Origin of the sequence: Pelosinus baikalensis (genome assembly GCF_020819555.1) — a bacterium.
Classification (GTDB): domain Bacteria; phylum Bacillota; class Negativicutes; order DSM-13327; family DSM-13327; genus Pelosinus; species Pelosinus baikalensis.
Genome location: NZ_JAJHJB010000063.1, coordinates 1 through 14,038, shown reverse-complemented (window position 1 = coordinate 14,038; position 14,038 = coordinate 1). Strand labels below are relative to the sequence as shown.

Here is a 14,038-nt window from a genome sequence, read left to right as displayed (position 1 = left end):
TAAAAAAACAATTCCCGGACTTCGAAAAGTCCGGGAAAAGGTGTAAAATTTATTTATGCGAATAAAAAATTTAACACAAACGAATTATACAACTTTCGGAAACTTTTATCAATTAAAACTTCCATTGGATATCGAATACATCATTCCAAATGACGACTCTGTTAGGCTACTGGAACAAATTGTGGAGGAGATGGATTTAATAGGAATTTACCAGTCTTATTCCCGTTTTAGGAATCATCGACTTAAAAAATACACTCAATATCTTCATATCGCCGGGAATCGAAATAGTTTTTCAAAAACAGATCTTGACGCAACGTTTATGCGGATGAAAGAGGATTCAATGAAAAATGGTCAATTAAAACCGGCATACAATATTCATTTCGGCGTAGATTCTGAATATGTTGTGTGGATAATAGCTGGCCCGCAGCTGCCTTTAGAGGAACGAAGCAAACATTTTGAAGTCTCAAAACTATTTCAGCAAAAACGAGAAGAATCCTTAAATCGAATACAAAGGGAAGAAGGGAAAATACTCCGGATGAACCGCAGCATCCAATCGGAAGGAGCTTTTGGAGAAGTGAAAGCAGATATGGGCTTCCGAAGATTTCTTGGTCGTAGGAAGCAAAATATTTTGGCAAAAAGTATCTTGGTTAGGACTCGCACTTAATGTGAATAAACTGCATAATAAAATACAAAGTGGCAGATGCGGGTCCTATTTGCATCCGTTGAAAGTAGCTTAAAACCAGAAAAAGGGCACACAAAAATTTGAGGAAAATGTTCCTCTATTTTCGTGTGCCCTTTTTATTCCAGATAATACTATCTTCAATTTTAAAAGAGAATTGCTAATGCGACAGCCTCTTTTTTGATTAAGAATTAGGATATTTAAAATCCTCGAAAGCGTTCCACTACTAATCGCGATTTAAGATAAAATGCTAGAAAAGATTTTAAACTTATTACCATTTATTTTGTAATAATAATGCTTGGCAACAATAATATATTTATGGTAATATATCAATGCTCTCTTGGAGTTTGGTTTGATAAGTAAAATAATAATGAAAAAGGCAAACTTATTGAAAGGTAAGGACGCAAAGCCATGGGTCTACATACATTTTGTATATGACTGCCAGGTTGCAATTGCAACTTGGCAGTTTTTTGTTGTAAATATAAATAATATTAGATTAAAAATTCTATGATTATGAAGTTCTAACAAAAGGTAATAAATGGTAAAATGATACGAATGATCATATTCAGAGTAGCTACATAGTGGAAGAAATAGGTACTGATCGCGGTTTATTATGATACATTTTATCAGGATGGTGAATTATTGAGTGAAAAAAAATTTAATATTACTATTTGCCATGGCAGCAGTAATTAGTACATCTACAGGGAATCCCTTTGATGGTGAGTGGATGGGAAACGTGGTATATGCTTCAAACCAGCTTGATAGTGCTTCTACTGAAAAGTTCAAGGCTGACTTTGCTTATGAAATGGCACAAATTACAGCAACAATTGTATCCGCACCAACCACAAATGTTGAAAATTTTAAGATTGAATTTGCAGATGCAACATCTAGGTCAACAGCAAAAGTAATGCAAATTATACCTAACGCCCAAAGAACTGAGTTTGCCTACGAAATGGAACAGATTAGACGTAAGATAATTGATAATCCAAACTTGAATATTGAAGAAGCCAAAGCCGGATTTGTAGATGGAATTGCACAACTTACAGTAAAAATCATAACGCATGTAGATAGCAGCACAATTGATACTGAGCAAAAAACAACATTTCTACGGAATAATGCTGATATTGAATCAAAAACAATAAGTAAGGTGAATGATACTGTTGCTGATCAAAAAGCAATCCTTAATACAGGTTATATTGATCAGGAAACATACACAGCCCTCATAGATGAGTTGATGCATATAGGACAGCGTAGTAATCGCTCGGACAACAAGGTGAAGTTTGACGGTGAAATTCGTTATCATTATGCATTTAACAGTGGGTCTGAACGCTGGAAGCGAGATTCTTCTGGAATTCGTATGTATCTTAGAGCTGATGCTGCACTTAATAAGGATTGGCGTGCTTATGGTATTTTGGAAAGTAAAAAGAATTTAGTGCATTATAATAATGAATTCAAACTTTCACGTTTATATGTGGTGGGAAAGGTTGGCACATCCACAGTGAAAGCAGGATCTTTTGGATATCTAATGGCAGAAGGAAATATTTATGATAGCGGCTTTGATGGTATCCGAGTTGATTTTGAGGGATCAGTAAAATACACATTGAGCTACGGAGAAACCAATGATACAAAAGACACAGCGATTGCCACAGCACGGTATGAGGATTTTGATTATAATCTGGAAGCTGGCATGTATCATTATCAGACGGATGACAGTAATCAAAATACAATCTGGACTCTTGGTGGAAATTATAATTTTAGTAATTTTAGCGTAGGAACGATGGTCTTGAGTTCCAGCCTGAAGGATCGGAATGGGAATGACAACGGCTATGTATTAAGCCTTAACTATGGTGATTTAAAATCATGGAGAGCGGGAACCTATGAAATATTTGCCAAATATTACAATCAGTCCAGAGGAACATATATTGCCCATGGGATGAATGGCATAGGAGGTTCAATGCAGGGGTTTAAGGGCTATGGAGTGGGAATGAATTATGCACTCAAAGAAAATCTTGTTGCAGGTATAGAATATTACAGATTATCAGATAAAATTTCTAAGGATAAAGGTGATACTTGGTGGAGTCAATTAACGTATTATTTCTAAATAAATACGCAGGTGAGATGAAATAAGGATGGAAATATTTGAAAGAATTCGGACAAAAAAAGATTTCTTAGCAGTTGTCGGGCTTGGATATGTAGGTTTACCAGTTGCTGTTGCTTTTGCTGAGAAAGTTAAAACCCTGGGAGTTGATATTAATCAAGAAAAGATTGATATTTACAAAAAGGGAATTGATCCTACCAATGAAATTGGCGATGAAGAAATTCAACGTACAACTTTGGAATTTACCAGTGATCCAACGAGGCTAAAAGAAGCTAAGGTTATCATTGTCGCTGTGCCGACACCTGTCAATGGAGATAAGACACCCAATCTGGCACCGATTATCAATGCCAGCAAAATGATAGGGGAAAATTTATCTCAAGGCACTATTGTTGTTTTTGAATCCACAGTGTATCCAGGAGTTACAGAAGATATTTGTGCTCCTATTTTAGAAAAAGAGTCGGGTTTGCTATGTGGCGAAGATTTTAAAATCGGCTATTCGCCGGAGCGAATTAATCCTGGGGATCGAGTACATACGCTTAAAAACATTCAAAAAATTGTAGCAGGAATGGACGAAGAAACACTGGAGATTATTGCGGCTGTTTATGAGCTGATTATTCATGCAGGTGTTTATAAAGCGCCCAGCATTAAAGTTGCAGAAGCGACAAAATTGGCTGAAAATGCCCAAAGGGATATTAACATCGCCTTTATGAATGAATTGGCAATGGCCTTTGATCGTATGGGGATCAATACCAAAGAGGTTATTGATGCCATGAATACCAAATGGAATGCTTTAGGTTTTTATCCAGGATTAGTAGGCGGTCATTGTATTGGAGTCGATCCGTATTATTTTATTTATCAGGCTGAAATGCTGGGGTACCACTCGCAGATTATTGCCGCTGGCAGAACAGTCAATGATAATATGGCGATTTTCGTCACTGACAACATTATAAAAAAAATGATTCAATCTAATATAAATGTCAAGAAATCTAATATTTATATTATGGGTATCACTTTCAAAGAAAATTGTCCGGATATGCGCAATTCAAAAGCGGTAGATGTTTGTAAGCACCTTGCTACCTATGGAATCAAAGTAAATGTGGTAGACCCTATTGCCGACAAAACAGAGTTTAGACAAGAGTTTGATATGGAATTAGTAGACATAAAAGATGTTCGAAATGCTGATTGTCTGGTCTTTTTAGTAGCGCATCAACAATTTAAGAATTTGCGGACGACAGACTTGAGAAAGTTATTTAAACAGCCAAGATTACAAACAAAATATGTCTTTATTGATATCAAGAATATATTTGACCAAAAAGCCATAGAAGAAGAGGGATATTCTTACTGGAGTCTTTAATTATAAGGGGTGATATACGTGAAAAATAAGATAATAGTATCATCACTGGTTCTATTTATCGGTGCTTGCCTCATCGGGATATTTTTCTTTAAAGACTTTTTTATAGCGCCGACAGGCGGCGACTATTGTAACATTACGGATATAGAAAGTTCTTATAATGCTGAGGCAGAAATTGCACAAGCATTAGCTAAAATGAAAAGTAGTCAAGACAAAGCAACTGTAATCATGCGTAGCAATAGTGGCCAGCGTCGGATTGCTATAACTTTTGATGGGCTAACAGATGGCACTAGCATGCAGCAAATTTTAGACCTATTAAAAAAACATAATGTGAAAGCAACATTTTTTGTAGATGGGATGCAGACTGCCGAAGATCCGCAAACCGTTGTAAATATCAAAAAAGCAGGGCATAAAATAGAAAACTATTCACTTTTAGGCATTAGTAAAATGGAAACTCTACCTGTAGAAAGAGTAGTAAAAGATTTCAGCCGGGCACAAAAAATCATCAAAGTGATCACAGATCAAGAGCCAAATCTTTTAAAATGCAATGATACCAACTATACGGATCAATTATTACAAGCAGCAAAGGCCTGTGGTTTTAATAGTGTGGTGAAAAGTGATGTTTTTTTGAATGTGAAACAAATGAATTCTCTTTTGGCAGCGGACACTTTTGTCGGCAAGCTTAAACCAGGAAGCATCCTTTCCGTTAAACTAAAACCCAATACTGAAAAGATTGTAAATGAATCAGGAAAAACGGATTTACGACCGGCGATTGACAAGCAGCCTGGATTAAAAGAGCTGCCGCAAGAGGCAAACTTGGGAGAAAAGGAAACTATCGCTGCGGTAGAAAGACTTTTAATTGCTATTAGCAAGGCAAATTATACTACGGCCTATGTAGAAGATTTCGCAGCTGACAGCAGTATGCAAAATCCAGTAAAAACGACTTTTTTTCAAAATAGTATAAACAACGTTAAAGAAAGTATTCACTACTCGTTTTTTATAAAAATAGCTTCTTTCCTACAAGAAGAATTTACGTCTTTATTTATTGGCCGAACAGCTTATGCGGCAGAGAGTGTAAATAGCGAGGTACAAGAAATAAAAGTGATTTCAACCACAGAGCCGGCTCTTTCTTATACCTTCGGGGGATTAGCAAATGAAACAGTGGTCAATGATGTACTCACAAGGTTACATCGTCTAGGCATTAAAGCGACCTTCTTTGTAGCAGAAGTAGAGATGAAAAAGTACCCTGAAACACTGCGAAGAATCATTGAAAATGGACACGAAATTGGTATTGCGATCAGACCTAAGGATGGGGAGACTGCTGATGAGACGCGCAGTACAATTCTGCGTGATAGTAAGAAACTGCAAGAACAGTTTGGGGTGGCTACGAACTTGGTAAAACAGCCATGGGGCGCCGTATCGGATACAACTAAAGAAGTGATTTTTAGTTTGGGCTATAAATTGATTGGTCAATCTGTCAATGTTGTCCAAAACAAACATAAAGATTACACTTCGGCAAATCAAGTGATGGCGGAAATTTTCGGAAAATCCATGTTGTCTTTAGCACGGGGACAAATTGTACACTTCAGAATGGATTATTATGCTAATGATCGATTGGTTGGCGATTTGGCTGAAATAATCAAGCAACGCAAAGTGGATAACATTGCCTATGCAACATTTTATGATAATCCTGCCAATAATTTATCGAATGACTCTCAGTATACGATTAAGCCGGTAGGAGAAATTCTGAATAATACTAGATTTATTTATCGATACCCGGTCGACCTGACAACTGTTTCTGCACATCTAAAAAATGATGGATCTGAGCAAATGATTGATACACACAATTTTCTGGCAGAAGCCTCTAAACGCTATATCGGAAACAGGGATGTTAATGACAATAACAATATGCTAGGTTTCTCAAAAATGGACACTCGTCGTCTTGATAAGAGTGGATTGATACACACAAAAGACAATGTTATTTTCATTACCTTCGACGACTGGGGGACGGATGCGTCAGTCAATAAAATACTATATGTCTTGCGCAAGCATAATGTACCGGCAACATTTTTTATTCTCACCCACAATGTAGTAAATAACCCAAATCTGCTTCGAACGATTGCTATGCAAGGTCATAATATTGGAGATCATTCTGACAAACATAAACCTATGGTAGTTCGGGATCCAAAAACAGGTAAGCAAGTCAATACTCAGGATAAAGAAGAGTACATTCAGGAGCTTGCTACATCCTATCAAAAATTATTAACTATTACAGGAGATGTAAACGTTAATGGTAAACCAATGTTAACCAAATTTTTTCGCCCGCCAACGCTGGCAATCAGCAAGATGGGAATTGAGGTGCTGTTTGAAACTGGTTACGAATTTATTGTTTCCGGTTCGTGCAACACAAATGATTATAGAGCAAAAAATGTTCCTCAACTTGAAAAAATAATTGAAGATGGAGTATATACAGAAAATGGGGAAGTAAGAAAAGGCGCTATTTTGGTTCTGCATATGTTAGATAGTGCTGCGTACACTGCAATAGCTTTAGATATACTGCTGACTGCAAATGAGGCCAAAGCAGATTCTGATCCTTCCAAATTTAAAGTCGGCAGGTTATCAGACTACTTAATTGATGGCTATTCGCAAATCAGCCGAAAATCACTGAAATGAAATAATAATGATCATGTTTAATGCAGCAAAAGTATAAATTATCATAATGACATGATAAAAGTGATTGATTATATGCTGCTCTAATCAGCAGCGTAGAAATGGCAAGGAAGTGGATGATGGATAAGATAAAAACAGAAGAGGATATTTTACTTGTTGCCAAACCTGATCGCAGGCTGATTTCTAAAGTACCTGATAAAGAAAAATTGCGTACGAATATAGATAGACGCCGCGTAAAGGGAAATGAGGACCCCAACGATATTTCAACTCTTGTAGAAAATGAAAAAATGGGCAGACGCTACTTGGTGAATTATGATGTCTCAATCCGATATGTTTCTAATGGAAAAGAAGTAACATGTCTCGGGAAAGGCGTTGATATATCGACTACCGGTATGTTGCTGGAAGTTGCTCCGGAAGTGGCTCAAGGCTTGAGCCTGGCATCACAAATCAAACTGAAGTTTGTCATATCGCCCGGCTCGATGCCGGAAGGTTATGAGATGAAAGTTGATATTGCCGCCCATTATATCCGCTTTGACAAAAATGCAGAAGGGAAAACCTTGTGTGGAGTGGAATTTATCGAGTCACTTGCCCAGTATGCAACAAAGAAGAAAAATTGGTATATGCTTTCCGCTGCCTCATTTTTTCTATTCTTTATTACTGCCTGCATTCTTCTGATGAGGGCAGAAAGTGTGCTTTATTTTAAATTTAATAAAATCTTGTATATGTACAGTATTATTGCAGCAACATTCTTGCTTACTCGATATCTGTTTGGTTCTTTTTATCGACCAGTTCCTATTGACAAAGATTTTACGCCTGGGGTGACAATTATTGTTCCTTGTTTCAATGAGGAACAATGGATACAAAGAACAATTTTAGGCTGTATTAATCAAGATTATCCTATCCATAAACTAGAAGTAATTGTTGTAGATGATTGCTCTAATGATAAATCCGTTGAAAAAATTAAAGAGATCGTAGAAGAACTGAAGATTAAAGAACAACGCTATGATATTGAAAACAGGCTTCATTATATTGTTCAGGAAACAAATGCAGGTAAAAGGGAGGCATTGGGAAAAGGAGCAGTATTGGCGCAACATGAATTGATTGTATTTGTTGATTCTGACAGCTTTTTGGATCCTTTTGCTATTCGAAATATTGTCCAGCCCTTTAAAGATACAAAAATGGGAGGTGTTTCCGGCAGAACCGACGTTGCCAACACCTATACCAATGTACTCACGAAAATGCAGGCTGTACGATATTACATTGCCTTTCGTATCATGAAGGCTGCAGAAAGCTATTTTGATGCAGTCACCTGTTTATCTGGTCCTCTGTCTTGTTACAGAAAAGATTTGCTTGTTAAATATATGGATGCTTGGCTAAATCAACGATTTTTGGGGGAGAAAGCTACATTCGGCGATGATCGAAGCATGACCAATTTCATATTAAGAGAAAATCGCACGGGTTATCAAGATACCGCGATATGTAATACCATTGTACCGAACACCTACAATGTTTTTTTGAAACAACAGATGCGCTGGAAACGCTCATGGCTTCGAGAGTCCCTAATTGCAGCAGGATTTATGTGGAAAAAGGAACCTTTTATGGCCTTATCTTTTTATATGGGCGTAGTTGTACCGCTCTTAGCACCGATTATCGTAATTTATAATTTAATTTACATTCCGATAGCACATCGCGTGTTTCCTTTTACCTTTATGATTGGTATTTTTTTAATGGCATTGCTCATGAGTATGGCCCAATTATTTCTAAGAAGAAGCTCAACATGGATTTACGGATTGTGGTTTTGTTTATACTATGAAGCCGTACTTTTATGGCAAATGCCCATTGCTTGGGTTACCTTTTGGAAAACGACATGGGGAACACGCATGACTCCGGCGGATCTTGCAGAATTGTTAAAAAAGAATCGCAAAAAGCAAGAGAGGGCATAAGATGATGACAATATCAAATGAAAAATTCACTGCCCAAAAAGATAGAAGAAAAAAAATACGTGTAGTGATACAAATTATAATCCTCCTTACAGTGCTTGCTATTTGTATCACCGCATTATTTACTTTAAAAGCATATCATCCTTATACATCGCAAAATGCAAACGTTTCCGGAGATAAGGGCTTTGTTGCCCTTGCCTATTTCGGTGTAGAGCGGATCGGTAATCAAAATATAATCGGGGTGGGGCGTTTATATGAACATTTACAGGCGTTAAGAGATTTGGGTTATGTAACGATCACACAAGATGATGTTTTAAACTACTACCAAACAGGAAAAGACCTGCCGGAAAAATCTCTTTTTTTGATTTTCGAAGACGGCAGGAGAGATACAGCTATTTTTTCACAAAAAGTTTTAGAAGATTTGAATTTTAAAGCAACCATGTTGACATATCCGGAAAAATTTGAAAAAAAAGATACTAAATTTTTAATGCCCGAGGAGCTGAAAGAACTTGAGAAATCAAGTTTTTGGGAAATGGGTACCAATGGATACCGACTGGCATTCATTAACGTATTTGATCGGTACGATAATTACCTTGGAGAATTAGATCTATTGAAACACGCTCGCGTTGCGCCTTATTTGGGACGTAAATATAATCACTATTTGATGGATTATATTCGTGATGAATATGGTATTCCGAAAGAAAGTTATAACAGGATGAAAGAACGGATCTCTTATGATTATGAAGCTGTAAGAGATATTTATACAAAGTCCATTGGGTACGTACCTGGAATGTACATATTGATGCACTCCAATACAGGAAGCTTTGGCAATAATGATAAAGTAAGTGCTGTGAACGAATCTTGGATTAAAACATTATTTAAAATGAACTTTAACAGAGAAGGTTTTTCCTTTAATCAGAGAAACAGCAGTCTTTATGACTTAACCAGGATGCAGCCCCAGGCCTATTGGTATACCAATCATTTGTTGATGCGTATCAAATATGATATCAATCAAGACTTGGAATTTGTCAAAGGCGATTTGAACAAACAAAAAGCATGGGAAACCCTTAAAGGGGCTTTAGAAATTCAAGAGGAAACGATGATCCTAACCTCTTTGCCAAAAGATAAAGGTTTATTGCGCTTAAAAAACAGTAATGATTTTGAAGACCTGAAACTTTCCGTAAGAATGAAGGGGAATAAACTTGGTTTGCAGAAAGTATATCTCAGGGCTGATGAAAGCTTAAACCGATTCTTGTCCGTATATATTCTCAATAATTTTCTATATGTTACGGAAAAAAACGGCGGTGCCGAAAAAGAACTGTTTAAATTAAACTTAGATAAATATGATGGTAAAGAAAGGTTATCCATTCCTGAAGATAAAAAAGCGGCTGAAATGCGAGAACTGGAAACCTTCGTAAAATATGCTGATTCTGCTGAAACAGCGAAGATTTATGCAGAACGATTGAAAGATAAAAATATGGAGAATGCGCCTACCGTGACAGACGGTGCCGGAGAATATATACCGGACCTTAGTGTTCATGCAGAAGGTGATCGTATGCTGTCACTATCTCTTAAGAAGAATCGGATTAGCATTATGATAGATGGAAAAGATGCTGTTATCGATTTACCAGTATCTGAACCAAAGGCAGGCGCTGTTTATCTGGAAACAGCATGGGGCGGTTATGGCTGGAGTCAAAGAAATTTGGCGGATGATGTGTATGACGGTGTGTTTGAAAAGCTCATGATCACAGAAAATATGGGAGCGGAAAAGGAAAAGGTTTTATTTGACAGTCGGCTGCAAGGATTTGATGCTGTCAAATTTAAAGTAAGGCAGCTGTGGGAATCTCTTATAAACTGGTTTATTGTAAAATTGTAATCAATCGGAGGAAGTTAATGCATGAGCAGCATAGGTTATAAAATTATCAAAACAGTTATTTTTGCATCGGTTTTTGTTATCTTGATTGGTTGCAATTATAATAGTCAATCTGCTGTTAATGCAGTCGCAAAAGAACCAACAAAAGCATCAGCATGGTTGGCTTATTGGGACTTAGGTGCAGGGGAAAAAGATTTAGAAAGACTAGGAAGGAAACTGGAGAAATTATCTTATTTTGGCGCATCTTTCGATAGTAATGATCGCCTTTTCATTCCCAAAGAGCTCAGTGATAAAAAAATCGAATTACAAAAGAAAAAGAGAAAATATGAAACCTACCTTACTTTTGTCAATGATAAGCAGAATTCTGATGGATCGGCTGTGATGAAAGATACAGAAGTCCTTCGCAGGTTATTTTCCGATGATGGGTCTATGGAGAAACATATTGATGAAATCATTGCACTGACATTGCAGGGGGGATATGATGGTATTGAAATCGATTATGAAAGAATATGGAAAGATGAAACCATTGGACAGACTTTTTTGCAATTTGCAGATAGACTGTATGCAAAATCCCTGAGAAATAATTTAAAACTAAGGATTGTACTGGAACCGAGTACACCCTTTTCTTCTATTGATTTTGTCAAGGGTCCGGAATATGTCGTTATGCTCTATAACCTTTATGGAGTGCATAGTGCTCCCGGCCCTAAGGCCAATAAGGAATTTATCCAAAGAACAATAAAACGAATGAAGGCTTTGCCGGGTGAGAAATCGGTAGCATTTTCAACTGGCGGATGCCTATGGGGCGATAACGGTGAAAAAAGGTTCTTGACAGAAGTGGAAGCAAAAACCCTCGCTGCAATATATGAACGTGAAACCAAAAGGGATGAAGAAAGCCAATGCGTAGTTTTTGATTATAAAAGTAAAGGTGTGACCTATCAAGTTTGGTATGCTGATGTGAAAACGTTAAATTACTGGATAACGATTGCGAAAGAGCAAGGTGCAAATCACATCAGTCTGTGGCGTCTTGGTGAGAATGTGGATGTCGACAAAATAAAATAGGAAAACTTGCAAAAAAGAACCACTCAAATGGAGAGGTTCTTTTTTGCTTTTAATGGAAAGTGCTAGATGACTATGTAGTAGAAGCATTGCTAAAGTAAGGAGCAGAAACAATTAGCAGCATGATGATGAGTCATCTTCACAAAAGCCAAATAATAGGATAATGATAATGATAATAATCACGGACCAGCTGTTACCTCCGCGTCTACCACATCCAAAACCCATAACACGACCTCCTTTTAGAGCGAGTTACTATCTATATTGCTATATTATGATACAGATAATAATTTGGTAGATTGTCTTTTTAGAATAAGTTAATTTTGTAGATTTTTTTACAAGCCTAGAAAGTGTAAGTTCGGAAAACGCTAAACACAGAGGGCACAAAAATCCGCAAAGAACACAGAGAAGTATTTGTTCTGCTCTTTGTATCTCAAAATAGCTATGTTTTAAGAAAAATACAACGCTTTTCTTATCTATCATTAAATTGTTTTACGGGGAATTATATTGCATTAAGAATTGAATAATTTTGCAAAATACTCTTTGTTATAGAGGACGCTGGGATGATTAGGGACATAGGATTCTGCGCTTTTATTATGTTCTAAAGCTGTCACGTTTTCACCAAGTTTGGAATAGCAAACACATAGTTGGAGATGAGGCAGCCAGGTTGAGCAAGCGTAGTTCTTAAGAGAGGAATGATTGTTTGAATCTTTTACATCGAGTGCTAGTTTATACCAGAATATAGCAAGAGAATATTTTTGGGAGTTGAGAAAATGATAGCCAAGACGACAGCAAAAGTCTGGTCGAGGTATATCATATTCAAAAGATTGATATATATATTTTAACTTCTGCTGTTCATCGCTAAGGAAAGCAAAACAATCTGATAGTTTGCCACAGGCAGAAATATTATCTTCTACCCAACCTAATTTAGTATCCAAAAACTTTTGATAGTACTCGGCAGCCTTTTCATATATGTGGTGGTCTACTAATTCATTCGCATAATAAAAGAGATCTCTGGGAGAGAAGACTTCGCCATCTGCGATACGCTTTTCATAGATTTTTAGATTGCGGTCAGCGGTATCGCATCTTTCTTTTTTATGGGTAACAGTAACATCACTGTCTATGATTTTGCCATTTACAGCCAGATATTCATGTACAGCTCCAATCCATTGGAACTGTCTTGCTCGCTTGACTAATCTATTTCTACGTAGACTTGAAACAATATTGCCATTAGCATCTGATGCCAGATTATAATTCATAGTTACAGAATCGACGGTAGAGTCAAGGTCTTGCTTTAAAAGCAACAGTTTTTGTAAATCATTTTCAAGTAAAACATCATCAGCGTCTAGCCACATTATATAATCCTGTGTTGCATGACTAAAAGCAAAGTTACGGGCTGCTCCAAAGTCGTCGATCCATGTAAAATCATAAATTTTTTCAGTGTATCTTGCTGCGATTTCTTTCGTTTTATCTGTAGAGCCTGTATCCACTATAGTGATTTCATCCATGGCGTTTTTGACAGATTCAAGGCAACGACCTAATGTGTTTTCTTCATTCTTTACGATAAGACATAAACTTATTGTAATCAAATTCATCACCTACTTATATTTATAAGCTTTATTGATGGTTCAGGGTAATGGTATTTTTATCAGGTTATCTTTTTAGAGATCATATTATAGTAAGTCTTATAGTAGAGAAATTAATAGGATTGAAAGTTTACCCCCTCTCAAAATAACTTAGGACCATAGTATAATATGTAAATGGTGATGATAATGTGTCATAAGTGTAAGAAAAAAGAAGAAATTCTATAATATGAATGAGTTATTCTTTTTTAGTATGATCGAGAATGTATGTTTCCCCAAGTTACTATGTAGTTAAATAGAATATTGGCCGAGACTTTAGGAGTCTCTGCCAATATTCTATTTGTTGCTATTTTTTTTGTTATGATTTTATGATCATGGTTATTGTGAGCTTATAGTTAATTAAAATAGGAACTGTCATATATATTATCCAAAGAGAACAGCATTAAGAGCTCTGGTAAGTGCTGTAGCACTCACAATATTTGTGCCAGTAACCGTAATACGAATTTCGTAAGTGTGAGTTCCAGCATCAGGGGTATCAATCCAAGTCATGTTAGGGGCCTGTGGCACCGGTAGCACCAGTAGCTCCAGTTGCACCGGTTGCACCAGTAGCTCCAACATCACCAGTAGCGCCAGTTGCACCAGTTGCTCCAACATCACCAGTAGCACCGGTTGCACCAGTAGCTCCAACATCACCAGTAGCACCGGTAGCACCAGTAGCTCCAGTTGCACCGGTTGCACCAGTAGCACCAACATCACCAGTAGCGCCGGTGGCTCCAGTAGCACCAACATCG

General features: G+C 37.0%; 9 protein-coding genes, 1 pseudogene and 1 riboswitch. Of the genes and pseudogenes, 7 read left to right on the top strand and 3 right to left on the bottom strand.

What is annotated here, in order from left to right; all coding sequences use genetic code 11:
* Positions 1-238: 238 nt before the first annotated feature.
* The 7 genes and pseudogenes from LMF89_RS26430 to LMF89_RS23580 form a co-directional block, all read left to right on the top strand.
* Positions 239-664: pseudogene (locus LMF89_RS26430) on the top strand (transposase); the annotation flags it as partial.
* Between the two features lie 383 nt (positions 665-1,047).
* Positions 1,048-1,133, top strand: a riboswitch (cyclic di-GMP riboswitch).
* A 192-nt stretch (positions 1,134-1,325) separates the two neighbouring features.
* Entirely contained in the window at positions 1,326-2,780 is a 1,455-nt protein-coding gene (locus LMF89_RS23605; RefSeq protein WP_229537258.1) for a porin, read from the top strand.
* A gap of 28 nt (positions 2,781-2,808) precedes the next feature.
* Positions 2,809-4,131, top strand: a complete 1,323-nt coding sequence (locus LMF89_RS23600) for a nucleotide sugar dehydrogenase (RefSeq protein WP_229537257.1) — start codon at positions 2,809-2,811, stop codon at positions 4,129-4,131.
* 18 nt (positions 4,132-4,149) lie between these two features.
* A complete protein-coding gene (locus tag LMF89_RS23595) occupies positions 4,150-6,801 on the top strand; it encodes a polysaccharide deacetylase family protein (RefSeq protein WP_229537255.1) in 2,652 nt (883 codons plus the stop codon).
* A gap of 116 nt (positions 6,802-6,917) precedes the next feature.
* Complete coding sequence (locus tag LMF89_RS23590; RefSeq protein WP_229537260.1) at positions 6,918-8,741, top strand: glycosyltransferase family 2 protein; 1,824 nt, start codon at positions 6,918-6,920, stop codon at positions 8,739-8,741.
* 1 nt (position 8,742) lies between these two features.
* Complete coding sequence (locus LMF89_RS23585; RefSeq protein ID WP_229537253.1) at positions 8,743-10,614, top strand: polysaccharide deacetylase family protein; 1,872 nt, start codon at positions 8,743-8,745, stop codon at positions 10,612-10,614.
* 21 nt (positions 10,615-10,635) lie between these two features.
* A complete protein-coding gene (locus LMF89_RS23580) occupies positions 10,636-11,670 on the top strand; it encodes a glycosyl hydrolase family 18 protein (protein ID WP_229537252.1) in 1,035 nt (344 codons plus the stop codon).
* Between the two features lie 506 nt (positions 11,671-12,176).
* On the opposite strand, the gene LMF89_RS23575 is transcribed toward LMF89_RS23580, so the two are convergent.
* From LMF89_RS23575 to LMF89_RS23570, 3 genes are all read right to left on the bottom strand, one after another.
* On the bottom strand, positions 12,177-13,259 hold the full coding sequence (locus LMF89_RS23575) for a tetratricopeptide repeat-containing glycosyltransferase family 2 protein (RefSeq protein WP_229537251.1): 1,083 nt from the start codon (positions 13,257-13,259) through the stop codon (positions 12,177-12,179).
* A 411-nt stretch (positions 13,260-13,670) separates the two neighbouring features.
* A complete protein-coding gene (locus LMF89_RS26005; RefSeq protein WP_255711612.1) occupies positions 13,671-13,796 on the bottom strand; it encodes a hypothetical protein in 126 nt (41 codons plus the stop codon).
* 1 nt (position 13,797) lies between these two features.
* Positions 13,798-14,038: hypothetical protein (locus tag LMF89_RS23570; protein ID WP_229537250.1), on the bottom strand; the 241-nt coding region annotated here is incomplete at its 5' end.